This is a genomic window from Pseudomonas vlassakiae (genome assembly GCF_014269035.2).
Classification (GTDB): Bacteria; Pseudomonadota; Gammaproteobacteria; order Pseudomonadales; family Pseudomonadaceae; genus Aquipseudomonas; species Aquipseudomonas vlassakiae.
The window spans coordinates 1-25,731 of record NZ_JABWRP020000018.1 but is presented as its reverse complement, the minus strand read 5'-3'; the positions used below and the strand labels follow the sequence as shown (position 1 = coordinate 25,731).

The window sequence follows — 25,731 nt, the reverse complement described above, 5'->3', positions numbered from 1 at the left end:
AGCAACGGATGGATAACGCCATGAGCCAGGTGTATTCGGTAGCGGTTGTCGTCGGCAGCTTGCGCAAGGACTCCTACAACCGCAAGGTTGCCCGCGCACTTTCGGAGCTGGCACCGTCCAGCCTTGCCCTTAAGATTGTCGAGATCGGCGACCTGCCGCTGTACAACGAGGACGTCGAGGCCGAGGGCGTGCCCGAGGCGTGGAAGCGGTTTCGCGATGAGATCCGCCGCAGCGATGCGGTGCTGTTCGTCACCCCGGAATACAACCGTTCGGTGCCAGGCTGTTTGAAGAATGCCATCGACGTGGGTTCGCGGCCGTATGGGCAAAGCGCGTGGAGCGGCAAGCCGACGGCGGTGGCCAGTGTGTCGCCCGGGGCCATTGGCGGGTTTGGTGCCAATCATGCGGTGCGCCAGTCGCTGGTGTTCCTCGACATGCCGTGCATGCAGATGCCCGAGGCGTATATCGGCGGGGCGGCGAGCCTGTTCGATGAGGCGGGCAAGCTCAGTGACAAGACCCGGCCATTCCTGCAGGGCTTCATCGACAAGTTCGCGTCCTGGGTGAAGTTGAACCGCGCGGTCTGATCCATTGCTGTTGCATGATGTATGACGCATTCGCGGGTAAACCCGCTCCTACAGGGGAATGCATAAACCTGTGGAAGCGGGTTTACCCGCGAATGGCCAGGAACTGATCCGTCAGAAGGCCTGCGGCATCTCACCCTTGGCCAGGCGGCGGTTGATATCGGCTACCACCTCCGGCAGTTGGTTGATGGTGTCGATCAGGTAGTGCGGCCGCGAGCCGGCAAACAGTTGGTGAATGCGCTTGCGCTCGCTTTCCAGTTTTTCTGAGCTCAACGCCTGATAATCCTCCCAGGTCAGCCCCAGAGCGTTGCCCGAGCACACCAGGGCCACGGTCCACATCCCGGCGCGGCGGCCTTCGAGAATGCCCGGCACGGTGTCGTCGACCTTCACGCACGCCGCCACATCATCGATCCCCAGGGCAATCACGTTGGCCAGGGCCTGGGCCGGCCACGGGCGGCCATTCGGGGTTTCGTCGGTGGCCACCACGTGGTCGGCGACGTAGCCGTTCTGCGCCGCCAGTTCCACCACTTTGTCCATCACCACCTTCGGGTAGCCCGAGCACGAACCGATCCTCAGGCCGCCCTGGCGCAGGCCGGTGAGGGTGTCCAGGGCGCCGGGTATCAATGCCGAGTGCACGGCGATTTTCTCGATCTGCAGTGGCATGAAGCGGTTGTAGATGGCGGTAACGTCATCGTCGGTCGGGGTGCGGCCGAACACCTTGCGGTAGCGCTCGGCGATCTCTGGCACATCGCACAGGGTGCGGATGTGGTCCCACTTGCCCATCCCCATCGGGCCCCGGGCTTCCTCGATGGAGACCTGCACATCGAACTCGGCGAAGGCCTCGACGAAGATCTGGGTCGGGGCGAAGGAGCCGAAGTCGACCACGGTGCCAGCCCAGTCGAGGATGGCGGCTTGCAGCTGGGTAGGATTGCTGTAGTTCATGTGAGCGGGTTCCTGAAATTGGGTGGGCAAAGGGTTAGATGTCCAGCACTTCCATTTCCCGCAGCACTTCGGCCACGGCATTGACGGCAGCTTGCATGCCGTCGGCACCGACCACGCCGATGCAGCCGACGCGGAACGTTTCGACCTGGGTCAGTTTGCCCGGGTAAAGGATGAAGCCCTTGGCCTTGACCCGCTCGTAGAAGTCCTTGAACTGGTAGCGGGCATCGTTCGGCGCATGGAAAGTGACGATGATCGGCGCCTGGATGTCGGCCGGCAGGAAGCTGCGCAGGCCGATGGCGGCCATGCCGGCGAGCAGGGTCTTGCAGTTGTCGGCGTAGCGCTGGTGGCGGGCGGGCAGGCCGCCTTCCTCACCGTACTGTTGCAGCGCTTCGTGCAGGGCGGCGACCACGTGGGTCGGCGGGGTGAAGCGCCACTGGCCGGTCTTGGCCATGTAGGCGTGCTGGTCGTGCAGGTCCATGGCCAGCGAGTGGGCGTTGCCTTCGGCGGCGGCCAGGGCGCGTTTCTCGGCAAACACGAAGCCCATGCCGGGCACGCCTTCGAGGCATTTGCCGGACGCAGCGATCAGCGCTTCGAAAGGAATCTGGCGGGCATCGATGGGCAGTGCGCCGAACGAACTCATGGCATCGATGATCAGGCGCTTGCCGTGGCCTTTGACCACCTGGGCGATTTCCGCTAGGGGGTTGAGGATGCCGGTGCTGGTTTCACAGTGGATCAGCGCCACGTGGGTGACGGCCGGGTCGGCGGCCAGCAGGCGGTCGACATCGGCGGCGGTGGTCGGTTGGTCTTCGGCGGTCTCGAAGGTGCTGTAGGTGCGGCCCAGCACTTTGCAGATCTTCGCCAGGCGCTGACCATAAGCGCCATTGATCAATACCAGGACCTTGCCGTCACGCGGCACGAGGGTGCCAATGGCTGCCTCCACGGCGAAGGTGCCGCTGCCTTGCAGGGGCACGCAGTGGTGGCTGGCGCTGCCGTCGATGATCGCCAGCAGTTGCTCGCAGACACTGGCGGTCAGCTGGTTGAAGTCGCGGTCCCACGAGCCCCAGTCCACCAGCATGGCTTGGCGGGTGCGGAGTGAAGTGGTCAGTGGGCCAGGGGTCAGCAAGATCGGGGCATTGCTCATTCCGTTATTCCTCACAAGCAGTGGGCTGAAACTACCGGGCCTAGGTTGCAATTGGCGCTGCCATCAATCAAATTGTTTGTTGTTATCCGAGCTATAAGTCAGGCCGATACTCATGAACCTGTTTCAACTGCGCGCCTTCGATGCCGTTGCCCGTGAAGGCAGCTTCACCCGCGCTGCCGCGCGGCTGTTCATCAGCCAGCCGGCAGTGACCGGGCACGTCAAGGCACTGGAGGAGCACTACCAGATCACTTTGCTGCGGCGCACTGCACGGCGGGTGGAGCTGACCGAAGAGGGCATCCGCCTGGCGGCGATCACGCGGGCCATGTTCGGCCTGGCCGAAGAGGCGCAGGCCATGCTCGAGGCCAATCGGCAGTTGCTGACCGGGCGCCTGGAGGTGGCGGCCGATGGCCCGCACCGGGTCATGCCGATGCTGGCGCTGCTGCGCGAGCGCTACCCGGGCATCACCGTCAACCTGCGCCTGGGCAATGCCCAGGAAACCCTGGCGGCGTTGCTCAGCGAGCACGCCGACGTCGCCGTGCTGACCGAGATCGCGCCGCGCAAAGGGCTGCACCTGCAGAGCCTCTGCGAATCGCGCCTGTGCGCGCTGCTGCCAGCGGGCCACGCCTGGGCGCAGGCTGGGCAAGACCTGCCGTTGGCCGAGTTGCACCAGCAGATCATGGTGCTGCGCGAGCCCAGCTCCACCACCCGGCGCACCTTCGACAAGGCCTGCAGCATGGCCGGCGTGCAGCCGCGGGTGTTGCTGGAGCTGGACAGCCGCGAAGCAGTGACCGAGGCGGTGGCGTCCGAGCTGGGCATCGGCGTGGTGTCGTCGACCGAGGTGGCCAACGACCCGCGGGTGGTGGCGCGGCCCCTGGCTGGCCAGGGCCTGCGCAACCAGCATATGGTTGGCTGCCTGGAACGGCGCCGCGAGCTGCGCTTGATCCAGGCTTTCTTCGGCCTGGCGTCGAGCCTTTGAGCCAGCCTAAGATGCCTGCATCAGCGAATGGATTGGCAATGAGCGAGAAAGACACCATCTCCATGCAACTGGTGCGCGAAGCCCTGTTGCAGACCTGCCCGGCGGGCGAGCCGGATGCCGCACTGCTGGTCCGTGCCGGGATCGATGCCGGGCAATTGCAGGCGCCTGCAGCGCGGGTCAGCGCCGGGGCCTATGCACGGCTGTGGCGGCTGTTGGCGCGCCGCTGCAACGACGAGTTCTTCGCCATGGACCCGCGCGGCCTGCGCAGCGGCAGCCTGGCCTTCATGTGCCGGGCGAGCATGGCCCAGCCGACCCTGGGGGCAGGGCTGGACACGGCCCTGGAGTTCCTGTCGCTGATGCTTGAAGACCTGCAACCGAGCCTGGTGCGCCAGTACGAGCTGGCCGAAATCGTCATCAACGAACCTCGCGACCAACCGCGTCGCGCCTTCACCTATTTCACCTTCTGGATGATCGTCCATGGCCTGGCCTGCTGGCTGGCAGGGCGGCGCATCCCGATCCTGGCCATCGAGCTGCGCTGCGCCGAACCCTTGTTTTGCGACGACTACCGGGTGATGTTTTCGCAAAACCTGCAGTTCGAGCGCCCGCGTACACGCATGATCATCAGTGCTGATAGCCTCGACCTGCCACTGCGGCGCACACCGGAGGAACTGCAGCGCTTCCTGGCCGAGGCACCTGGTAACATCCTGGTCAAATACCGTGATGCCGCTAGCCTGGGGCGGCGCATCCGCCACGACTTGCTTCATCAGGACCCCAATCACTGGCCTGATGGCGATGCGTTGGCGCGGCAATTATGCCTGTCGCCTTCCACCCTGCGTCGGCGCCTGGCAGAAGAGGGGCAGACCTATCAAGGGCTCAAGGACAGCGTGCGGCGAGAGCTGGCAATCGCCTGGCTGAGCCAGGCAGAGCCTGGCATGGGCGAAATTGCGGCGCGGCTGGGCTTTGCCGACAGCAGCTCTTTCTACAAGGCGTTTCGCAAATGGTTCGGTTGCAACCCTGGGCATTATCGCGCGCTGGCTCATGCGCGCGAACAGGGGTAGGTCAGTTCCCTCTGAATCGGGCAGGCAGGCAATGAAAGAGTGTGCGCTTCCATCGCATAGGAGACGCCCGTGCTCAATCGTAAATTTCCCAACGTTCAAGCCCCGCATGAAGTCGCGGCAGATCCGCCTGTCAGCGAATCTGCACTCAGCCAGAAGATAACCGATACCTTCATCCATCAGCGGACGCCGCAATGGATCAAGGCGGCCTCAGTGGCAGATATCCGCACGTTGCGAAAGCTGTACCTCCAGCACAAGACCACCCAGCAACAGGTGAGTGCCGCGACGGCCGCCGCCGTGACCCCCCATGCGTTTGCAGACACTGCGTTTTCTGAAGCCTTTGCCAATCTTCTGCCAGACGATCAGCCGTTGAAGCAGTTGTTGTGGCAGGACAAGGTGTACAAGCTGGAAGGCTTCTCGGTGCCTCGTCTGGAGCCCGAAGACAAAACACAGCCTGCGCTGGCGCGTCTGATGCAGAACTTTGCCGAAAATGCCACGCCGCTGGATGGCAGTGGCCTGGTCGCTGTGGGTAGCAACACGGTATTGTCGGGCGACGTGGGGACCTTTATCGCAACCTGCCGCCGGCTGGATGTGGGGGCCCGCTATCAGACCCAGCAGGACAGCATCTTTGAAAAAAACGCTGCTCTGCTCATGGAAGACAAGCTGGCGGGCTTCAAGCTGGCTGTGCAGATGGCGTTCCTCAAAGGTGCCATCAAGGCTGATGTCAGGGATGCCTTGCTTGCGAGTGTCAGCGGCTCTGCACAAGCCAATGGCGAGACCACACCTGCCGCCACAGCCGTGCCCGCTCGGCCAGGCGATGCGCCAGTGCTCACGGCCTATCCTGGGCTGATGTCGATGTTGGGCGTCCGCGTGCATGAAGCATTGTTTGTCCAGCTCCGCGGCGTCGATGACCAGGACGACGGCATTGTCGTCTACTTGCCCGGCCAGCCAGAACCGCTGCGCTGGTTCGCCTCGAAGCTGGACTGGGTCAAGGAAATGGCCGGTTCGCTCAAGCACGATGACCAGCTCGCAGCCTTCATTCAGTTGATCGCCCTGGAGGACCGTGCGGCATTCTTCGCTACATTGCAATTGCGGCTCAAGGATGACGAACCAGACCTGGAAGTGGAGGGTGATACGCACCACGAGCCAGTTTTCAAACGTTGGGTCGACGAGCAGATCGAGCGCGTCAAGGCCGATGCCAGGCTACTTCTGGTGCCTACCGCCGATGCCGATGCCAAGGCCAGCCGTGAACGTCTGGAAGCCTGGTCTTCGCTGGGATGGGGCTTGGCCAGCCTGGCCGGGTTCTTCATACCTGTGGTTGGGGCGCTGTTGCTCGCCCACCTGGTCACGCATGTGTGCACAGAAGTGTTCGAGGGTGTCGAGGATTGGGCAGAGGGGCACGATCACGAAGCGTTGCAGCATGTCCTGAACGTTGCCGAGACGGTGGCGGCGGCTGCAGTCACCACGGCGGTAGCGGCAGGAGCAGGCGCTGCCGCCAGCGCATTCGAACGCAGTGCTTTTGTCGATGGCCTTGAACCTGTTGGTGTCGGGCCGCACACCCAGCGTTTGTGGAGTGATGACCTGACGCCCTACCGGACCTCGGCGCAGGGAGCCAGGCTGGAGGATGATGGCCTCTACCACAGCGGGGCACGGCGCCTGTTGCGTGTTGACGAGCACTATTACGAGGTTTGTCAGGTTGAGGAGCAGGGGCCCTGGCGCCTCCGTCATCCGTTGCGCCCGACCGCCTATGGCCCCGTGGTCGAAGGTAACGGTGAGCGCTTCTGGCGAGTGCGTGGCGAGCTTCCGCAAGCCTGGAACGATGAAGCAAAGTTGCTCGATCGGCTGTGGCCCCAGGAGCGTCCACTTGATCCTCTGCAAGCGCGGCGAGTGCTGCAAGCGGCCTGCACTGATGTCGATGAGTTGCGTGGCATTGCGGTGGAAAACCGTGCCCTGCCAGCCAACTTGCGTGATACGTTGCGCCGTTTCGAGGCTGACGAGCGTATCGAGCGCTTCTTCGGCAAGCCTCCCGTTTTGGCGCCTTTCGATGATCAGGAACTGCTTGAGTGGTGCAGACAGCGCCCGCAGTTTGCGGGGATGGACGGCGAGCGTCTGCATGGTGCGCTTGAGGAAAACGCAAGCCACCTGCGTTCGGAGCTGTTCAGGCATCTGACCGAGATCGAGCCATCCACCGATAAAGCTGCGCAGGTGATCCGGCGTGACTTTTCCGGTTTGCCACATGACTATGTCAGCGATCTGGTGACTACGCTTAGCGCCTCCGAACGGGAGGTGATCGAGATACGGGGGCGGTTGCCATTGAGCGTGTCGCAAAGAGCCCGCTCATTGCTGCAGTTGGCCAGGCTCAACCGAGCCCAGCAAGGTCTGATGTTGCGCAATGCCTACGTCGACGGGGCGGGTGAGCTGGCATTCAACCTGTTTGCGCAGGTCGATCATTGGCCGTTGAATACGCGCCTGGAGCTGCGCAAGGGCTCTTCGTCGGGGCGATTGCTGGCGGTGCTCAACCCGCAATCGCCTGAAGCGACTCAGCAGATCCTGGTGCATCTCGACGGCCAGTTTCACCTTTATGACCACCGTGGCCTGGAGCTGGAGGCGCAACCGGCAGAGCCTGACGATTTCTTCCAGGCCATCCATGACCTGCTGACACCCTCGCAGCGCGATCGTCTTGAGCTTGACCAGGCGCACCCTGTCGATGCCTTGCGGCAACGGGTATTGAGCAAACTGCCAGGCGAGCGTCAGCGGCTCATGGCCGTGCTGGGGCAGGTTGAGAGCAAAGGCTGGTTCAATCCTGGCCAACGTCTGCCCGACGGCCGTGTCGGCTATCCGCTCGGGGGTGGCACTTCGAACCAGAGCGGGGCATATCGGCAACTGAGGCGTCGACTGGCCGCGCTTTACCACGGCGACTCGCCTGAACGGATCCAGGATCACATGGACAGAGTGCTGGATACCGAGGACCCTTTCGAGCAACTGGTCTACGAAGAGCAGAACCTGCAAATGCTCGACAGCCGCCTGGACCAATGGGTTTCTGCTGCACCAGAGGCTGAGCTGGCTGCGCGCCGCCAGGTGTCACAGCGGCTGCGAGCGGCCTGGCGCAGGCAACTGGATATCGACATGGAGCATCTGGCTTTGCAGGGGCGCATCCTCGATCTGAGTGGTTGCCAGGTAAGTACATTGCCTGAACTGACCCGGGAGCTTGACTTCCATTTCGTGACTTCAATGTTGATGGTCAACACACCCCTGCAGGAGGTGCCAGCATCGTTCTTCAGCTGCTTCGCCGGGCTGCAACGGCTGAATCTTTCGAGGAACGCCCTTCAGGCGTTACCTGAAGGCATCCGCCAGCTGGGTCAGCTAAGGCGTCTGCAACTGTCCTACAACCGCATCCGGTGGAATGATGCGGCGACCCGTATTCTGGGGGAACTGCACAACCTCGTCTCGCTGGACTTGAGCTTCAACCCACTGCGCACAATGGCGCTGCGCTTTGCCAGGGTGCCTGCGTTGCGGCGGCTGCAGCTGATGCATTGTGGCCTGCTGGAATGGCCTGAAGGATTGCAGCTGTGCAGCCAGCTTCGCCTCGTCAACCTGAATTCCAATGTACTGAGCGGCATTCCCGATGCGATCATGCAGATGCCGTATGAATTTCGCGCGTCCATCCAGCTGGAACGCAATGCCATTCAGCGTAGGCGCCTGGAGCTTCTTTACGCGCGCCCGGCACATCCGATGCATGGCCCGAACGTGGCGGAAGGCTTGGTACCCGCTGCCAGGGCACTGTGGGTGACGGGGGAGCAGGCTGAAGCGCGCGGAGCGCGTTGGGACCGTTTGTTTCCAGATCACGCAGATGCTGAGCAACAAGACAGTGTTCTGCGCATTCTGAGCGATCTGCGGGAAAGTGCCGACTTCCGCAACATGGCTTACCGAGAGGTGCTGACCCGCCAGGTATGGAGCGTGCTCGATGCCATGGATGCTGATGCGCAGCTGGCGCAGGAGCTGCATTCGATTGCCGACGATCCTGTCACCTGCGCAGACAGTGTTGCCGAGCGTTTCGCCGACTTGCAACTGCGGGTGCTGGTGGCGAACGCTGAACGTGCGGCGCCAGGTCAGCGTGATGAGCTGCTGAAGCTTGGTTCAGGCATGTTTCGCCTGCAGACGCTCGAGGCCTTCATTCACGAGGATATCGAGCAACGCCTGCAAGCAACGCCCGACCTGGATCAGATCGAAGCCAGGCTGTACTACATCGTCAACCTCGCAGCGGAGCTGCAACTCCCTGGCCAGCCGGCGTCGATGAGGTTTTCGAATCTCAGTGGCGGTAACGCGTACCAGCTCGCCAAAGCGCTCGCCTATGTAAACGCCGCCGAAACCGTCGAAGCCAAGGCACGTTTCCTCAGTGAGCAGGCATTCTGGACCGCCTGGCTGCAGTCCCAGTATCCAGACGAATTCGCGGCCTTGACCGATGAATTCGACACGCTTGGGGTTGAACTGGATGAGTCTCGGGAAACGCTCAGCGACGGGCAATACAAGGACCAATGGGACGCGTTGACAGCCGATCGGGCTGCCCGTCTGTCGCGCCTGAGGATACTGCTGACCACGCAAGTGCTGGAAACCGGCCAAACCAGTCATCCAGATTGACGACTTAGGCCATTGCCGCCGTGCTTTGGCGGCGCGAACATCGTCGGACCGATGGTTCAACTCCAAAAACAAGAAACCAGGAGTCCGACGATGCGCGATTACGTCGAGGCCGTTCGTGCGTTCGACCATGCCCAGGCCGCCGCTGCGGCGCTGCATGGCGAACTCACCGCCCTCAATGCTTGTGTCGAATGCTGTGACCGCCATGCCGGAGCCGGCAAGCTGGCGTTGGTCTGCGAAGACCGTGATGGCAACAGTGCCCGCTACAGTTTCGACCAGCTTAAAACTCAGGCCGCCCGCTTTGCCAATGTACTCAGGGCGCAGGGTGTGCAGCCGGGTGACCGGGTGGCCGGCCTGATGCCACGCACCGCCGAATTGCTGGTGACGATTCTCGCCACCTGGCGCCTGGGCGCGGTGTACCAGCCGCTGTTCACCGCCTTCGGTCCCAAGGCCATCGAGCACCGCCTGGAGCAGTCCGGCGCCCGCGTTGTCGTCACCGACGCGCAGAACCGCGCCAAGCTCGACGACGTGCACGGCTGCCCGACGATCATCACGGTCAAGGCGCGCGACGGCGAACTGGATTTCCAGCAGTGCCTGGATGCGGCGGCAGATGGGTGTGAGCCGGTGATGCGCTGCGGCGACGACCCTTTCCTGCTCATGTTCACCTCCGGTACCACAGGCCCCGCCAAGCCGCTGGAAGTGCCGCTGCGCGCCATCGTTGCGTTCCAGGGGTACATGCGCGACGCCATCGACCTGCGTCCCGATGATCACTTCTGGAACCTGGCCGATCCGGGTTGGGCCTATGGCCTGTACTACGCGGTCACCGGGCCGCTGGCGTTGGGCCACGCTACCACCTTCTACGATGGCCCGTTCAGCGTCGACAGCTGCGCGCGGGTGATCGACAAGCTGGGAATCACCAACCTCGCGGGTTCACCTACGGCGTACCGTTTGCTGATCGCCGCTGGCAAAGGCTTCTCGGCACCGATCAAAGGCCGTCTGCGGGTCGTCAGCAGCGCCGGCGAACCACTCAACCCCGAAGTGATCCGCTGGTTCGCCGACGAACTGGGCGTGACCATCCACGACCATTACGGCCAGACCGAACTGGGCATGGTGCTGTGCAACCATCATGGCCTGCGACACCCGGTGCACCCGGGTTCGGCCGGCTTCGCCATCCCCGGTCATCGCATTGTCGTACTGGGTGAGCAGGGCAACGAATTGCCGGCTGGCCAGCCGGGCATCCTGGCGGTGGACCGCGAGCAGTCACCGCTGTGCTGGTTTGGCGGCTACCTTGGCGCGCCGACCAAGGCCTTCGTCGGCAAGTACTACCTCAGTGGCGACACCGTCGAACTGAACCAGGACGGCAGTATCAGCTTCGTTGGCCGCAGCGATGACGTGATCACCACGTCCGGTTACCGCGTAGGGCCATTCGATGTGGAAAGCGCGTTGATCGAGCACCCGGCGGTGATCGAAGCGGCAGTTGTCGGCAAGCCGGACCCCGAGCGCACCGAGCTGATCAAGGCCTTCGTCGTACTGGCCGACGGATACCAGGGCAGCGCCGATCTGGAGGAAGCCCTGCGTCAGCACGTACGCCAGCGCCTCTACGCGCATGCCTACCCCCGAGAAATCGAATTCGTCAGCGAGCTGCCCAAGACCCCGAGCGGCAAGCTGCAACGCTTCATCCTGCGCAATCAGGAAGTCGCCAAACAACAAGCGCAACAGGCCACCCCTGTCAGCGCCTGAAAAGGAAGCAGATCATGCAGATAGCCAACAAACACTTCATCGTCAGCGGCGCTGCCTCCGGGCTGGGCGCTGCCACCGCGCAGATGCTGATCGAGGCCGGCGCCAAGGTCATGCTGGTCGATCTCAATGCCCAGGCCGTCGAGGCCAAGGCCCGCGAACTGGGTGACAACGCCCGCTTCGCGGTGGCCGACATCAGCGACGAGCAGGCCGCCCAGGCGGCGGTCGATGCGGCTGTTACGGCCTTCGGCAGCCTTCACGGGCTGGTCAACTGCGCCGGCATCGTCGGCGCCGAGAAAGTGTTGGGCAAGCAAGGTCCGCACGGTCTGGCCAGCTTCGCCAAGGTCATCAACGTGAATCTGGTCGGCAGCTTCAACCTGTTGCGTCTGGCAGCGGCAGCCATGGCTGAAGGGCCGGCCGATGAGGGCGGGGAGCGTGGGGTCATCATCAATACCGCGTCCATCGCCGCCTATGACGGCCAGATTGGCCAGGCCGCCTACGCGGCATCCAAGGGCGCGATTGCCAGCCTGACCTTGCCAGCCGCGCGCGAACTGGCGCGGTTCGGTATTCGCGTGATGACCATTGCCCCAGGCATTTTCGAAACGCCGATGATGGCCGGCATGACCGAGGAAGTGCGTGCATCGCTGTCGGCTGGCGTACCGTTCCCGCCGCGCCTGGGCCGCCCGCAGGAATACGCCGCTCTGGCCCGCCACATTATCGAGAACAGCATGCTCAACGGCGAGGTGATCCGCCTCGACGGCGCACTGCGCATGGCTGCCAAGTAAGGAGACCGATCATGACCTTCGCCAATGACCCGATCGTTATCGTCAGCGCTGTGCGCACGCCCATGGGCGGCCTGCAGGGCGACCTCAAGAGCCTGACCGCGCCACAACTGGGCAGCGCCGCGATCCGTGGTGCCGTCGAGCGTGCCGGGATCGATGCCGCCAGTGTCGAGCAGGTGCTGTTCGGCTGCGTGTTGCCCGCAGGCCTCGGCCAGGCCCCGGCCCGCCAGGCGGCACTGGGTGCCGGGCTGGACAAGCACACCACCTGCACCACCCTGAACAAGATGTGCGGCTCGGGCATGCAGGCGGCGATCATGGCCCATGACCTGCTGCTGGCAGGTACTGCCGACGTGGTAGTGGCCGGCGGCATGGAAAGCATGACCAACGCGCCTTACCTGCTGGACAAGGCCCGTGGCGGCTACCGCATGGGCCACGGCAAGATCATCGACCATATGTTCATGGATGGCCTGGAGGACGCTTACGACAAGGGGCGTCTGATGGGTACCTTCGCCGAAGATTGTGCCCAGGCCAACGCCTTCAGTCGCGAAGCGCAGGACCAGTTCGCCATCGCCTCGCTGACCCGCGCCCAGGACGCGATCAAGCGCGGCCGTTTCGCCGCCGAGATCGTGCCGGTGGAGGTCACCGAGGGCAAGGAGACGCGCGTCATCAAGGACGATGAGCAGCCGCCCAAGGCGCGTCTGGACAAGATCCCGCAGCTCAAGCCGGCCTTCCGCGAAGGCGGCACGGTGACGGCCGCCAACTCCAGTTCCATCTCCGACGGTGCCGCAGCCCTGGTGTTGATGCGCCGCTCCGAGGCTGAAAAGCGGGGCCTCAAGCCGCTGGCGGTGATCCACGGCCATGCTGCCTTCGCCGATACTCCCGCGCTGTTCCCGACGGCGCCGATCGGTGCCATCGACAAGCTGATGAAACGCACGGGCTGGAACCTTGCTGATGTCGACCTGTTCGAGATCAACGAAGCATTTGCCGTGGTTACCCTGGCGGCCATGAAGCACCTCGACCTGGCGCACGACAAGGTCAACATCCACGGCGGCGCCTGCGCCCTGGGCCACCCGATCGGTGCTTCGGGTGCGCGCATCCTGGTGACCCTGCTGTCGGCCTTGCGCCAGAACAACCTGCGCCGTGGCGTGGCGGCCATCTGCATCGGCGGTGGTGAGGCCACGGCCATGGCCATTGAATGCCTGTACTGAGGTGAACCATGCTGGTAACTGACGAGCAACAACAGATCGCCGATGCGGTACGCGCCTTTGCCCAGGAGCGCCTCAAGCCGTTCGCCGAGCAATGGGACAAGGAACACCGGTTCCCGAAAGAGGCCATCGAGGAAATGGCCGGGCTCGGTCTGTTCGGCATGCTGGTGCCGGAGCAGTGGGGCGGCAGTGACACCGGTTACGTGGCGTATGCCATGGCACTGGAAGAAATCGCTGCGGGTGATGGCGCCTGCTCGACCATCATGAGCGTGCACAACTCGGTAGGTTGCGTGCCGATCCTGCGCTTTGGCAACGAACAGCAGAAGGAGCAGTTCCTCAGGCCCCTGGCCATGGGCTCGATGCTCGGCGCATTCGCCCTGACCGAACCGCAAGCCGGTTCCGACGCCAGCAGCCTGAAGGCCCGGGCAAGGCTTGAGGGGGAGCACTATGTGCTCAATGGCAGCAAGCAGTTCATTACCTCTGGGCAGAATGCCGGTGTCGTGATCGTCTTCGCCGTGACCGACCCGGATGCCGGCAAGCGCGGCATCAGTGCCTTCATCGTGCCTACCGATTCGGCGGGCTACCAGGTGGCGAGGGTCGAAGACAAGCTCGGCCAGCACGCCTCCGACACCTGCCAGATCGTCTTCGACAATGTGCGCGTGCCGGTGGCCAACCGCCTGGGCGCGGAAGGCGAGGGCTACAAGATCGCGCTGGCCAACCTCGAAGGTGGCCGGATCGGTATCGCTTCGCAGGCAGTGGGCATGGCCCGTGCGGCCTTCGAAGTGGCACGCGACTACGCCCATGAGCGTCAGAGCTTCGGTAAACCGCTGATCGAACACCAGGCGGTGGCCTTCCGCCTGGCCGACATGGCGACCAGGATTGCCGTGGCCCGGCAGATGGTGCTGCATGCCGCCGCACTGCGCGATGCCGGGCGCCCGGCGCTGGTGGAAGCGTCGATGGCCAAGCTTTTTGCCTCGGAAATGGCCGAAAAGGTCTGTTCGGATGCCTTGCAGACCCTGGGCGGATATGGCTATCTGAGTGACTTCCCGCTGGAGCGGATCTACCGCGACGTTCGGGTCTGCCAGATCTACGAAGGCACCAGCGACATTCAGCGCATGGTCATTGCGCGCAATCTTTGAAGGAGCAGACTGCATGGCATTCGAAACCATCCTGTTGGACATCCACGGCAAGGTCGGCCTGATCACCCTCAACCGCCCGCAGGCGCTGAACGCACTCAACGCGCAGATCGTCAGCGAGATCAACCAGGCCTTGGACCAGCTCGAGCGCGACCCAAACATCGGCTGCGTGGTGCTGACAGGTTCCGCCAAGGCCTTTGCCGCTGGCGCCGACATCAAGGAAATGGCCGAGCTGCAGTATCCGCAGATCTACGTCGAGGACCTGTTCAGCGATTCGGACCGCATCGCCAACCGACGCAAGCCGATCATCGCTGCCGTGTCCGGTTTTGCCCTGGGCGGTGGCTGTGAGCTGGCGATGATGTGTGACTTCATCCTGGCAGCCGACAACGCCAAGTTCGGCCAGCCGGAAATCAACCTCGGCGTGCTGCCAGGCATGGGTGGCACCCAGCGCCTGACGCGGGCCGTGGGCAAGGCCAAGGCCATGGAACTGTGCCTGACCGGCCGCCTGATGGGGGCTGAGGAAGCCGAGCGTGCCGGCTTGGTGGCGCGTATCGTGCCGCAGGCCGAGCTGGTGGAAGAGGCATTGAAGGTAGCAGCGATCATCGCCAGCAAGTCGGTGCCGGTCAGCATGATGGTCAAGGAAAGCGTCAACCGAGCGTTCGAGGTCACCCTCAGCGAAGGCGTGCGCTTCGAACGCCGAGTGTTCCATGCTGCGTTTGCCACCGAGGACCAGAAGGAAGGGATGGCGGCTTTCATCGCCAAACGCGAGGCACAGTTCAAAGACCGTTGACAGGGGCAGGGCACGTCCTGCTGCAAGGTTGAGTTAAATGTCGCCACGGCATCCCTCGGGATACCGTGGCGCGTTCGCATTTATGGCGGGCAAGGGTGCCAGCGGGCGGATTCCAAGCCATTTCGGGCAATTTCTCCCCTGATTGCTGTTGCTCATGACGGCTTGGCGCCTTAGACTGCCGCCCCCTGTAAAAGAGTGCCGGTTGGCGCTTGAAGAATTCCGCTGCCGATGCGAAGGCGTCGGCGGCACCCGAATCGCCCAAATGCACATTTTTTCATAGAGAATTCGATGACCAAGGAACAGTTGCTGGCCATGTCGGCCGATGACTACATGAACGCTGACCAGCTGGCTTTCTTTGCTGGCCTGCTGCAGGCGATGAAAGTCGAAACCCATGAGCGCATCGAGCTGAGCCGTGCCACCATCGAAGGCCTGGACACCCCGTCGGACCCTGCCGACGTGGCATCGGTCGAGGAAGAGCGCAGCTGGCTGGTGAATGCCATCGACCGCGATCAGCGCTTGCTGCCGCAGCTGGAAATGGCGCTGGACCGCATCGCCGACGAAAGCTTTGGCTGGTGTGATGATAGCGGTGAGCCGATTGGCCTGAAGCGCCTGCTCATCAGCCCGACCACCAAATATTGCATCGAAGCCCAGGAGCGCCACGAGCAACTCGACCGCCACCAGCGTCAGGTCTGACCGGCCGGCTTGCGCCAGCCCCATGGAGTAATCCCTGGGGCTTTTTGCGTTTTTGCGTCGAAGGCGCTGGCAGGTTTTGTTGCTCGGAACGTAACACTGCTGTACCGGGATGTGCTGTTTCAGGGCAGTCGGCGGGCGTATCATGACCCCATCGTTAGGGTGCTATCAAAGTGCCGGAGGGAATGATGAACAGCCGAGTCGATGTCGCCGTGATGATCGGTTCAGGTGTGCCAGCAGGCTTGCAGGCGCTGGGCAAGCGGGTGTGCTGGGTGGTTTTGGTCAATGGCGAGCGCCGTGGTACGGCGTTCGCCACCCGTCGCGAGGCCATGGAATGCCAAGCCGCCTGGTTGCAGATCCTGCAGGATGGCCACGCCGCTTGAGGTCATTCAGGCTTCCAGGCTGCGGGCCAGTGCGCAGGCATCGCGGTGCAGGCGGCGAAAACCCTTGACCCTGCCAGTGGCACTTTCGGTCACGTGGAAGAATTCGATACCTGCGGGTATGACGACGTAGCGTGGCCTGCTGCTGACGTATGCGTGGTAAGAAATGCTCTTTACCTCTCGACGGATTTCGGTGTTTTCGTGCATATTCATTCCCCGGTAATGCGTTGATTGGATAGCTGAGCCCATCGTGCCAAGGGGCTTGCAGTTATCTATTGCATCTTTTCTGGCGGGTTTGTTGTCAGACATTACGCTTCCCTGACAGGGAATATGCCGAAAGCCTGTTTTGAGGCCACGTCTGGCAAGCCAGAGTAAAGTTTCCTGCGAGCTACATCGCCAGCAGGCACAGACGTTTCGCGCATCACTTTATTATTCTTTTCGCCTATCGAATTGAAATGGCCGCGCCTCACCGACTCCGAGTGAGGGCGGATGTCACCGGTTTGAGGATTACTTCATTGGCAGTCAGTACACTGGATACCCACGCCTTGTTTGCCCTGGGCGATTTGCGCGGCAAATTGGCCAAGCTGTTTCAGGGCCGTTTCATCTATGTCACCGAACAGAACCCCGAAGGCCTTTACATGGCCGAGATCGATACCGAGAGCGCCTTGGTAGTCGATGACAAGCAACGCCTGGAACTGAAGGTCGGCGATCACTTCCGTGCCGCAGTGTTGCCTAGCCGCGAAGGCGGCAAACTGGAAATGCGCTTTCGCGACATCAAGCTGAATGTCTACGGTGTAGGCGACTACGCATTTGTTTCGGTGCCGGAAGGTGAGGGCATCGTATTCCGCGAGGGCCACGGTGTGATGCTGGTGTTCGCCGCGCAACAACAGGTTCAGGAAGGCCTGGGCAAACTGCTCAAGGCGGTGACCGGCAAGGTCGCGAAGTGGCGCAAAGGCGAGCTGACCACCTTCAAGGCCAGTGAATGAACGAAGGTGACGAAGCGCCAGGAACCCGTGCCGAGTTTCATCGGCAATACCAGGCGCAAGCCATGGCCGAGGCCCGGCGCCTGCTGGCGCAACGAGAGGCGATGGGCTTGGGCTGGCTGACCTGGGTGGCGGCCCAGTTGTATCAGCTGAGCCCTCCGCCGTATGCCGCCATGGTACGTCGCGAGTTGCAGCGCCTGACCCAAGGCTGAGCACAGCCGCTTCAGTTGCCGCGATCCCGGCCGCTGCTGACTTCTTCCGGTACGGCTTCGTTCGCCATGCGTTTGCGGAACAGCGCCGCCCTGGCCAGCAACAGGGTAGTGACCGGCACGGTGATCGACAGCAGGATCGGAATCAGCCAGGCGTGCAGCACCGGGCTGTCCTTTAGCCAGGAAAAGTAGATGATCGATGCCAGGGCCACGCACCAGGCGCCGATGGTCGATGCCAGGGCCGGTGGGTGCATGCGCTGGAAGTAGTCTTTCAGGCGCAGCAGGCCAATGGCGCCGATCAGCGCGAAGAGGCTGCCGATCAGCAGCAGGACTGCAGTCACCAGCTCCAGCCAGAACGGCAGTTCAAGGGTTTCGGTCATTCGATCACCTCACCGCGCAACAGGAACTTGGCCAAGGCGAACGACCCGACAAAGCCGAACAGGGCAATCAGCAGTGCACCTTCGAAATAGGTGTCGCTGGCATAGCGGATCCCCAATACCAGCATCGTCAGCATCCCCAGGATGTACAGGTAGTCCAGTGCCAGCACCCGGTCCTGTGCAGAGGGGCCGCGGAACAGCCGGATCAACGCCAGGCCCATGGCCAGGGCGAAGATGAACAGGCTGGCGAGGACTGCGTTGGCGAGCAGGCCTGTCATTCGAAAATCTCCATCAGCGGGCGTTCGTAGGTGAGCTTGAAGTGCTCGATGAAGGCGGCTTCGTCGTCGAGGTCGAACACATGCAGCAGCAGTACGCTGCGGTCCAGGGCCAGCTCCGACCATACGGTGCCGGGTACCACCGTGGTGATCATCGACAGTGCCGCGAGGCCGTGGGCGTCGCGCAGGTCCAGTGGGATGTGCACGAATGCCGAGCGAGGTGGGCGTTGCCCGGCGCGCAGCACGCCGATGGCCACCAGCAGGTTGGATTGGATGACATCAATGCCGACCCGGCCAATCAGCCTTGCCACCACCCAGGGTTTGCGCACATGCGCGTACTGCGGGCGCAACGGTGCCATCAGCAGCGGGGCCAGCACGCCAAGCGCTGCGCCCAGCAACAGGTTGCCGGGACTGACCGACAGGTTCAACAGCAGCCACAGCACGAACAAGGCCATGGACAGCAGAGGTGCGGGGAACAGTCGGCTCATGGCTGCACCTGTACGTCGAGTGTGGTCGGGCCGGGAATGGGCCGGGCCGCCATCACCGCTTCGATGTAGGCTTCCGGTGCCTGGAGGCTGGCCGCCGTGTCCTGGGTATAGCGCAGCAGCGGTTCGGCCCTGAAACTGAGGATGATGCACAGGCCGAGCAGGATCACGATCGGCAGGCACTCGTAGCCGCGCAGTACGGGCGATGGGCGCTCTTCGGGCTTCCAGAAACGCTGGATGCCGACCCGGCCAAAGGCGATCAGCGAGGCCATGCCCGAGACAATGAGCAAGGCCACCAGCACCCAGCCTGCCACCGATAGCGGTTGTTCGGCGGGCATGCCCAGGCCTTGTGGATTGAACAGCGCGCTGATCAGGTTGAGCTTGCCAACGAACCCGGATAGCGGCGGCATGCCGATGATCAGCAGGGCGCAGGCGATGAAGCTCAGGCCAAGGAACGCCATGGTCCAGGGAATGATCTGGCCGATGACCACTTTCTGCTCGTCGTCGAGGTTGATGCCCTTGGGTGGGTGCAGCGACTCGAGCGGTGAAGGCATGGCGTCTTCTTCTTCATCCAGTGGCGCTTCGTTGGCCGAGCGCGAGCGCTCGACCAGTTCGGCCAGCAGGAACAGCGCGCACAGCGCCAGGGTCGAGTTGACCAGGTAGAACAGCGCAGCGCCCGTAAGCGCCGGCTGGGCGAAACCGACCGCGCCGAGCAAGGTGCCGGCGGAAACCAGGATGCTCAGTGCGGCCATGCGCTCCAGGCGCTGTGCGGCCAGTATCGACACCGCTGCCACGGCGAGGGTCGCCAGGCCGCCGTAGATCAGCCATTGCCCGCCAAAGTGCGCCGAGGCCCCTGCCTGCCCGGAGAACAGCAGGGTCCACAGGCGCAGTACGGCGTACAGGCCGACCTTGGTCATGATCGCAAACAGCGCCGCGACTGGCGCACTGGCCGAGGCGTAGGCGGGCACCAGCCAGAAATTCAGCGGCCAGATGCCGGCCTTGGCCAGGAAGGCCATGGCCAGGATCGCTGCACCTGCATGCAGCAGGCCACGGTCGGCTTCCGGCACCAGAGGGATCTTCAGGGCGAGGTCGGCCATGTTGAGGGTGCCGGTGACGCCATACAGCATCGCTGCCCCGACCAGGAACAGCGATGAGGCGAACAGGTTTATGGCGATGTAGTGCAGCCCGGCACGCACCCGAGCACGGCCCGAGCCATGCAGTAGCAGGCCGTAGGAGGCGGCCAGCAAGACTTCGAAGAACACGAACAGATTGAACAGGTCGGCGGTGAGGAAGGCGCCATACAGGCCCATCAGCTGAATCTGGAACAACGCGTGGAAGCTGGCGCCGGCGCCATCCCAGCGGGCGCGGGCGAACAGCAGGGCGCTGATGCCGATGACACCCGTCAGGGTCAGCAGCAGTGCGGAAAGATGGTCCACCACCAGCACGATGCCAAAGGGCGCGGGCCAGTTGCCTGGGAGGTAGACGCCGATCGATTCGGCCTGCCCCTGGGTGCGTACCCATAGCAGCAGGCTCACGGCGATGGCCAGGCCGGTGAAGGTCGACAGCAGGTTCAGGCGCGCCTTGATCCGCCGATGCTTTTCGCCAAGCAGCAGCATCACTGCGGCAGTCAGCAGCGGTAGCAGGATGGGGGCGACGATCAATTGACTCATGCCACTCATTCGTCACGCTCCCGGCCATCCACATGGTCGGTGCCGGTCAGGCCACGCGATGCCAGCAGCACTACCAGGAACAGTGCGGTCATGGCAAAGCTGATGACAATGGCGGTGAGCACCAGCGCCTGTGGCAGCGGATCGGTGTAGTGCAGCAGGTCCTGAGTCACGCCTTGCTTGATGATCGGCTCCTTGCCGATGAACAGGCTGCCCATGCTGAAGATGAACAGGTTGACCCCATACGACAGCAGGCACAGGCCCATGATCACCTGGTAGGTCCGAGGGCGCAGGATCAACCACACCCCCGAGGCGGCCAGTACACCGATGGCGACTGCGATGACTTCTTCCATCAGGCGGCTCCTGCTTGGCTGGATTTCGACGGGCTGCCCGGGCGGTAGGCGCGCACCGACTGGTGCGCGAGGGCGGTGAGGATCAGCAGGGTCGAGCCGACCACCACGGTGAACACGCCGATGTCGAAGAACAGCGCGCTGGCCACGTGCACATCGCCGAGCAGGGGCAGGTGCAGGTGGGCGGTATGGGTGGTGAGGAACGGATAGCCGAGCAGCATGGCGCCAGCCCCGGTCAGGGTTGCACAGAGTAGCCCGGTGCCCATCCAGCGCAGCGGCCGCAGGCTCATTTGCGCCTCGACCCACTGGGTGCCGGCCACCATGTACTGAAGGATGAACGCCACCGACATTACCAGGCCAGCGACGAAACCGCCGCCCGGCTGGTTATGGCCACGCATGAACAGGTACATCGATACCAGCAGGGCGATCGGCAGCAGCAGGCGCACCAGCACCGCCGGCACCATCATGAAGCCCAGAGCGGTGTCGGTGGCATGCCGCGGGTTGATCAGGTCGGTGACCACGTCTGGCGCCAGCTGACGCTGCTGCGCGGGTAACTGCATGCTCTCTTTCGGCGGGCGGAAGCGCCGCAGCAGGGCGAACACCGTCAGCGCCACGGCCACCAGCACGGTGATCTCGCCGAGGGTGTCGAAGCCGCGGAAATCCACCAGCATCACGTTGACCACATTGGTGCCACCGCCTTGTGGCAGGGCGCGGCTGAGGTAGAACGAAGAGATGTCGTTGGGTGTCGGCCGGGTCAGCATGGAGTAGGACAGCACGGCCATGCCGCCGCCGACCAGTATCGCCAGCAGCAGGTCGCGCAGGCGGCGAACACGGGCACGGTCGAGGCTGCCAGGTAGCGGCGACACACCTTCGATCCGCCGTGGCAACCAGCGCAGGCCAAGCAGGATCAGCACCGTGGTGACCACTTCGACCACGAGTTGGGTCAGGGCCAGGTCAGGGGCGGAGAACCAGACGAAGGTGATGCAGGTCATCAGGCCGCAGACGCCGACCATGATCAGCGCGGCCAGGCGATGGTACTTGGCCTGATAGGCAGCCCCGATGGCACAGGCGATAGCGATCAGCCACAGCGCGACGAACACCCCGGAGCCCGGGATCTTCGGCCGGTCACCCCAGCTCAGGCCGCTGTACAGCAGCGGCGAGAGGCCGGCGATGAAGGCGGCCAGTACCAGCATGAACAGTTGCGACTGCAGGCGGCGGCTGGTCAGCAACCGCTCGATACGCCGCGCCAGCAGCATCAGCCGGACCTGTCCGTGTTCGAACAGGCGCTTGCCATTGAAGCGCTCGATCAGCGGTGGATAGGGGAAGCGCCCGAGACGCAGCTGGTTGCGCAACAGCAGGTAGAGCACGATACCGCCGCACATGGCCATCAGGCTCATGATCAGCGGGGCATTCCAGCCGTGCCAGATGGCCAGGCTGTATTCCGGCAGCGTGCCACCCACCACCGGCAGTGCAGCGGCGGCCAGCAGCGGGCCGACCGACCGGGCCGGGAAGATGCCCACTACCAGGCAGGTGAGTACCAGCAGTTCGACCGGTGCGCGCATCCAGCGAGGTGGTTCGTGCGGCGTGTGTGGCAGGTCCTCTGCCGTAGGCCCGAAAAATACATCGACAGTGAAGCGCAGGGCATAGGCGACGCTGAAGGTCCCGGCGAGGGTGGCGATCACCGGCAGGATCGCTTCGACCCAGGCGGTGGAACTGATGAACACGGTTTCGGCGAAGAACATTTCCTTGGACAGGAAGCCGTTCATCAGCGGTACGCCGGCCATCGAGGCGCTGGCCACCATGGCCAGGGTCGCGGTATAGGGCACCAGGCGGACCAGGCCGCTCAGGCGGCGGATGTCACGGGTGCCGCTTTCATGGTCGATGATGCCGGCGGCCATGAACAACGAGGCCTTGAAGGTGGCGTGGTTGAGAATGTGGAACACGGCGGCGACCGCTGCCAGCGGGCTGTTGAGGCCCAGCAGCAGGGTGATCAGGCCCAGGTGGCTGATGGTCGAATAGGCCAGCAGGCCCTTGAGGTCGTTCTGGAACATCGCGGCAAATGCGCCGAGCAACAGGGAAATGGCACCCGCGCCGCCCACTATCCAGAACCATTCTTCGGTGCCCGACAGCACTGGCCAGAGGCGTGCCAGCAGGAACACGCCGGCCTTGACCATGGTCGCCGAGTGCAGGTAGGCGGAAACCGGAGTGGGTGCTGCCATGGCATGGGGCAGCCAGAACTGGAAGGGGAATTGCGCACTCTTGCTCAATGCGCCGATCAGGACAAGGGGCAGCAACACCGGGTACAGGGCGTGCTGGCGGATGGTTTCGCCGGCAGCCAGGACCTTGTCCAGGTCGTAGCTGCCGACCACATGGCCAAGCAGCAGGGCCCCGACCAGCAGGCACAGGCCACCGGCCCCGGTGACCATCAAGGCCATGTAGGCGCCGCGGCGGGCGTCGGCGCGGTGATGCCAGTAACCGATCAGCAGGAACGAGAACAGACTGGTCAGTTCCCAGAAGAACACCAGCTGGATCAGGTTGCCGGAGATCACCAGGCCGAGCATGGCCCCCATGAATGCCAGGAAGAAGGCGAAGAAGCGCGGCACCGGATCTTGCGGCGACATGTAGTACCGGGCATACAGCGACACCAGCGCGCCGATACCCAGTACCAGCAGTGAGAACAGCCAGGCGAAACCGTCCATGCGCAGGACCAGGTTCAGGCCCAGGCTGGGCAGCCACAGCAGTTCTTCGCGGATAACCCCGCCATCGACAACCTGAGGGTACAGCAGTGCTACCTGGACGGTGCCGACCAGGGCCACGAGCCCAGCCAGGATGGACTCGGCGTTACGTGCGTTGTGCGGCAGCGCAGCTGCCAGGCAACTGCCCAGGAACGGCAGAAGCAGTAGCACTATCAATGACATAGCGTTCTATTCTGGAAAGGTTTGCAAGGATCATACGTGCCGGGCCGTTGATCACCAACACGCAAGCTGTCGCAGAATCCTACAAAAGCGCTGTGACAAGCTGTTTTTTTATAACAGTTTTTTACACAGCATAGACGCTGCCGGGCGCTTCACAGGCCGGCTTCAGTCTCGCGCGGGGCTGGCGCCTCGAGGGTATCGCTGCTTTCGCGGCTGCGCCGGATCTTCAATTCGCTCACCACCACGGCAATGACGATCAGCAACCCACCGATCAGTGCGATGCCTGGCAAGCGCTCGCCAGCGATGCGCCCAACGATGCCGGCCCACACCGGCTCGCCCGCGTAGATCAGCGTGGCGCGGGTGGGTGAAACCGACTTCTGTGCCCAGTTCATCGCCACCTGGATCACTGCGCTCATGGCGCCAAGGCCCAACGCGCTGAGCAACAGCAACCAGGAAAAGTCGGGCAGACGCTCCTGGGTCGGCACGATCATCAAGAACGCCAGCAGCGAAGCGGTCGCCAACTGCACCACGGTGACCCGGCGCACATCGACCTGGCCGGCGAAGCGGCTGATCAGGATGATCTCGGCGGCGATGGCCACGGCGCTCACCAGGGTCACCACTTCACCTTCGCTGAAGTGCAGCGCGCCGCCTTCCGGGCCGGCCAGCAGCATCAGGCCGACGAACGCCAGGCAGATGCCGATGCTCGGCATCAGCCCTGGACGGCGGCCCAGCACCAGCCATTGGAGCAATGGCACGAACGGCACATAAAGCGCCGTGATGAAGGCCGACTGGCTGCTGCTGATGGTTTGCAAGCCCATGGTCTGCAGGCCGTAGCCCAGCATGATGGAGACGCCGATCAGCACGCCGGCTTTCAATTCGGTGAAGGTCAGGCCGGACAATGCACGCGCCGATGCCAGGCCGACGAACAGCGCCGCTGCGGCGAAGCGCAGGCCGACGAAGAACATCGGGCCGCTCACGGTCATGACGTTGTGCACCAGCAGGAAGGTACCGCCCCACAGCATGGTGATGAACACCAGCACCATTTCGGCCTTGCTCAGGCGAAAAGAGACTGCGGTTTGTGGGCTGCTGGTCGGTCGGCTCATGGTCTTGCGCACTCGGAGGGAGCGGCGCACAATCGCCGCAAAGTGGGCAGTATACTGCGCAAATTCGTACAGGTGAGCAATATAGTGCACAAAGATTCCACGCACCGTGCCTCGGTGCTGCAGCATGTCAGCCTTAATGTCCGCAGCCTGCGCAATGCGACCGGGCTGAGCCAGAGCTCCCTGGCCGAACGCTCCGGGGTGAGCCGGCGAATGCTCGTGGCGATCGAGGCGGGCGAGAAGAATGTGAGCCTGACGACACTCGACCTGATTGCCGAAGCCCTGGGTGTCGCCTTCAGCACCCTGATCCAGGCTCCCGGTCAGCGCGACCCCAGCCGCATCGACGAACTCGCCTGGACGGGCAAGCACCCGCAGAGCAAGGCCGTGCTGCTGGCCAGCAGCAGTGCCCGGCGCGAAGTGGAAATCTGGGAATGGACCCTCGCGCCTGGCGAGTGCTACACCAGCGAAGCCGATGCCGAGGGCTGGAGTGAGCAGATCTATGTCGCCGAAGGCCAGTTGACGCTGATTATCGAGGGCGCCGAGCACTGCCTGCAGGTCGGGCAGTTCCATGTGTTCCCCAGCAACTGCCGCTATGCCTATCGCAATGATGGGACAGTGCCCGTGCGCTTTGTGCGTAATGTGGTGATCTGATGCCTTTGAAGGTCAACCGTTGAGCAATTCGTCGGTCTTCACCACCTTGGCATAGGCGAACGCCAACGCCGCCATGGCCGAGTCGTGCACATGGGCGGCCGGGACCTGCTTGCCCTCGAACTCCAGCGGCAAGGTGGCGCAGGCATCGTGGGCCACGGTGACGTCGAAGCCGAAGTCGGCGGCGGCGCGGGAGGCGGCATCGATGCACATGTGGCTCATGCTGCCGACGATGGTCACAGCCTTGACCTGATGCCGGTCCAGCGTCTGCTTGAGATCGGTACCGAGGAACGCGTTGACCTTGTGCTTGAGCACGACCGGCTCGCCTGCTGCAGGGGCCACCTTGTCGTGGATGGCTGCGCCCTCGGAGCCTGGCGCGAAGAAGGGCGCATCGGCGCTCTCGAACTCATGCTTCACATGCACCACCAGATCACCCTTGGCGCGTGCTGCAGCGAGCAGGCGTGCGGCGTTGTCAGCTGCCTGGTCGGCCCCCTCGAGGGCCCATTTGCCGCCTGGGAAATAGTCGTTCTGGATGTCGATGATGATCAGGGCCTGCTTGCTCATGCTGCCTCCTGTGGCAGTAGTCGTTGGATGACGATAGTTATAGGCTGTGGCCATCGACTTGAGGATTGGCGCGATCGACACAATGACGGCAAAAACTGACAGCCCCGGCAT

25 protein-coding genes are annotated in these 25,731 nt (G+C 63.3%); 14 read left to right on the top strand and 11 right to left on the bottom strand.

What is annotated here, in order from left to right; all coding sequences use genetic code 11:
- The first annotated feature begins 20 nt into the window (after positions 1–20).
- Positions 21–581, top strand: coding sequence for an NADPH-dependent FMN reductase (locus HU738_RS20955; protein ID WP_176506464.1), 561 nt, complete (start codon positions 21–23; stop codon positions 579–581).
- A gap of 111 nt (positions 582–692) precedes the next feature.
- Here HU738_RS20955 and phnX read toward each other — a convergent pair whose 3' ends face one another.
- The gene (gene phnX / locus HU738_RS20950; RefSeq protein WP_186603718.1) at positions 693–1,520 is read right to left on the bottom strand and encodes a phosphonoacetaldehyde hydrolase; all 828 of its coding nucleotides are present in this window, start codon (positions 1,518–1,520) and stop codon (positions 693–695) included.
- 34 nt (positions 1,521–1,554) lie between these two features.
- The gene (locus tag HU738_RS20945) at positions 1,555–2,661 is read right to left on the bottom strand and encodes a 2-aminoethylphosphonate--pyruvate transaminase (RefSeq protein WP_186603717.1); all 1,107 of its coding nucleotides are present in this window, start codon (positions 2,659–2,661) and stop codon (positions 1,555–1,557) included.
- Positions 2,662–2,773: 112 nt separating this feature from the next.
- On the opposite strand from HU738_RS20945, the gene HU738_RS20940 reads away from it, so the two are divergent.
- The 10 genes from HU738_RS20940 to HU738_RS20895 all read left to right on the top strand — a co-directional run bounded on the left by HU738_RS20940 (position 2,774) and on the right by HU738_RS20895 (position 16,050).
- A complete protein-coding gene (locus tag HU738_RS20940; RefSeq protein ID WP_186603716.1) occupies positions 2,774–3,637 on the top strand; it encodes a LysR substrate-binding domain-containing protein in 864 nt (287 codons plus the stop codon).
- A gap of 38 nt (positions 3,638–3,675) precedes the next feature.
- Positions 3,676–4,695 (top strand): AraC family transcriptional regulator, encoded by a 1,020-nt coding sequence (locus tag HU738_RS20935; protein WP_186603715.1) that lies wholly within the window; start codon positions 3,676–3,678, stop codon positions 4,693–4,695.
- 69 nt (positions 4,696–4,764) lie between these two features.
- Positions 4,765–9,330, top strand: a complete 4,566-nt coding sequence (locus tag HU738_RS26215; protein ID WP_186603714.1) for an NEL-type E3 ubiquitin ligase domain-containing protein — start codon at positions 4,765–4,767, stop codon at positions 9,328–9,330.
- A gap of 90 nt (positions 9,331–9,420) precedes the next feature.
- Positions 9,421–11,067, top strand: a complete 1,647-nt coding sequence (locus HU738_RS20925) for an acyl-CoA synthetase (protein ID WP_186603713.1) — start codon at positions 9,421–9,423, stop codon at positions 11,065–11,067.
- A gap of 14 nt (positions 11,068–11,081) precedes the next feature.
- The gene (locus tag HU738_RS20920; RefSeq protein WP_176506458.1) at positions 11,082–11,849 is read left to right on the top strand and encodes an SDR family NAD(P)-dependent oxidoreductase; all 768 of its coding nucleotides are present in this window, start codon (positions 11,082–11,084) and stop codon (positions 11,847–11,849) included.
- A gap of 11 nt (positions 11,850–11,860) precedes the next feature.
- Positions 11,861–13,054, top strand: coding sequence for an acetyl-CoA C-acyltransferase (locus tag HU738_RS20915; RefSeq protein WP_186603712.1), 1,194 nt, complete (start codon positions 11,861–11,863; stop codon positions 13,052–13,054).
- An 8-nt stretch (positions 13,055–13,062) separates the two neighbouring features.
- Entirely contained in the window at positions 13,063–14,190 is a 1,128-nt protein-coding gene (locus HU738_RS20910) for an acyl-CoA dehydrogenase (RefSeq protein WP_186603711.1), read from the top strand.
- A gap of 13 nt (positions 14,191–14,203) precedes the next feature.
- Positions 14,204–14,977 (top strand): enoyl-CoA hydratase, encoded by a 774-nt coding sequence (locus HU738_RS20905; protein ID WP_186603710.1) that lies wholly within the window; start codon positions 14,204–14,206, stop codon positions 14,975–14,977.
- Between the two features lie 288 nt (positions 14,978–15,265).
- Positions 15,266–15,670: a TraR/DksA family transcriptional regulator gene (locus HU738_RS20900; protein WP_003259022.1), complete on the top strand. Its 405-nt coding sequence runs from the start codon at positions 15,266–15,268 to the stop codon at positions 15,668–15,670.
- A 185-nt stretch (positions 15,671–15,855) separates the two neighbouring features.
- Positions 15,856–16,050: a hypothetical protein gene (locus tag HU738_RS20895; protein ID WP_176506453.1), complete on the top strand. Its 195-nt coding sequence runs from the start codon at positions 15,856–15,858 to the stop codon at positions 16,048–16,050.
- Between the two features lie 6 nt (positions 16,051–16,056).
- Here the strand turns inward: HU738_RS20895 and HU738_RS20890 are convergent, their stop codons facing one another.
- Complete coding sequence (locus HU738_RS20890; protein ID WP_186603758.1) at positions 16,057–16,356, bottom strand: hypothetical protein; 300 nt, start codon at positions 16,354–16,356, stop codon at positions 16,057–16,059.
- Positions 16,357–16,562: 206 nt separating this feature from the next.
- Here HU738_RS20890 and HU738_RS20885 point away from each other — a divergent pair, with 206 nt between their 5' ends.
- Both HU738_RS20885 and HU738_RS20880 read left to right on the top strand, forming a co-directional pair.
- Entirely contained in the window at positions 16,563–17,033 is a 471-nt protein-coding gene (locus tag HU738_RS20885; RefSeq protein WP_054884001.1) for a hypothetical protein, read from the top strand.
- Complete coding sequence (locus HU738_RS20880) at positions 17,030–17,242, top strand: hypothetical protein (RefSeq protein ID WP_186603709.1); 213 nt, start codon at positions 17,030–17,032, stop codon at positions 17,240–17,242. Before HU738_RS20885 ends, HU738_RS20880 begins: the two co-directional genes overlap by 4 nt.
- An 11-nt stretch (positions 17,243–17,253) precedes the next feature.
- Here the strand turns inward: HU738_RS20880 and HU738_RS20875 are convergent, their stop codons facing one another.
- The 7 genes from HU738_RS20875 to HU738_RS20845 form a co-directional block, all read right to left on the bottom strand.
- Positions 17,254–17,619 (bottom strand): Na+/H+ antiporter subunit G, encoded by a 366-nt coding sequence (locus HU738_RS20875; protein ID WP_176506451.1) that lies wholly within the window; start codon positions 17,617–17,619, stop codon positions 17,254–17,256.
- Entirely contained in the window at positions 17,616–17,894 is a 279-nt protein-coding gene (locus HU738_RS20870) for a K+/H+ antiporter subunit F (protein ID WP_103446664.1), read from the bottom strand. Before HU738_RS20870 ends, HU738_RS20875 begins: the two co-directional genes overlap by 4 nt.
- Positions 17,891–18,379: a Na+/H+ antiporter subunit E gene (locus HU738_RS20865; protein WP_186603708.1), complete on the bottom strand. Its 489-nt coding sequence runs from the start codon at positions 18,377–18,379 to the stop codon at positions 17,891–17,893. The genes HU738_RS20870 and HU738_RS20865 overlap by 4 nt, the downstream gene beginning before the upstream one ends.
- Positions 18,376–20,055, bottom strand: a complete 1,680-nt coding sequence (locus HU738_RS20860) for a monovalent cation/H+ antiporter subunit D (protein WP_176506449.1) — start codon at positions 20,053–20,055, stop codon at positions 18,376–18,378. The genes HU738_RS20865 and HU738_RS20860 overlap by 4 nt, the downstream gene beginning before the upstream one ends.
- Positions 20,052–20,396: a Na+/H+ antiporter subunit C gene (locus HU738_RS20855; protein WP_176506448.1), complete on the bottom strand. Its 345-nt coding sequence runs from the start codon at positions 20,394–20,396 to the stop codon at positions 20,052–20,054. The genes HU738_RS20860 and HU738_RS20855 overlap by 4 nt, the downstream gene beginning before the upstream one ends.
- Positions 20,396–23,311 carry a monovalent cation/H+ antiporter subunit A gene (locus HU738_RS20850; protein ID WP_186603707.1) on the bottom strand — a complete coding sequence of 972 codons (2,916 nt, stop codon included), beginning with the start codon at positions 23,309–23,311 and terminating at the stop codon, positions 20,396–20,398. Before HU738_RS20850 ends, HU738_RS20855 begins: the two co-directional genes overlap by 1 nt.
- A gap of 149 nt (positions 23,312–23,460) precedes the next feature.
- Positions 23,461–24,411 carry a DMT family transporter gene (locus HU738_RS20845; RefSeq protein WP_186603706.1) on the bottom strand — a complete coding sequence of 317 codons (951 nt, stop codon included), beginning with the start codon at positions 24,409–24,411 and terminating at the stop codon, positions 23,461–23,463.
- An 84-nt stretch (positions 24,412–24,495) separates the two neighbouring features.
- Here HU738_RS20845 and HU738_RS20840 point away from each other — a divergent pair, with 84 nt between their 5' ends.
- Positions 24,496–25,059, top strand: coding sequence for a helix-turn-helix domain-containing protein (locus HU738_RS20840; RefSeq protein ID WP_186603705.1), 564 nt, complete (start codon positions 24,496–24,498; stop codon positions 25,057–25,059).
- A 12-nt stretch (positions 25,060–25,071) separates the two neighbouring features.
- On the opposite strand, the gene HU738_RS20835 is transcribed toward HU738_RS20840, so the two are convergent.
- Positions 25,072–25,620: a cysteine hydrolase family protein gene (locus HU738_RS20835; RefSeq protein ID WP_176506444.1), complete on the bottom strand. Its 549-nt coding sequence runs from the start codon at positions 25,618–25,620 to the stop codon at positions 25,072–25,074.
- Positions 25,621–25,731 lie beyond the last annotated feature (111 nt).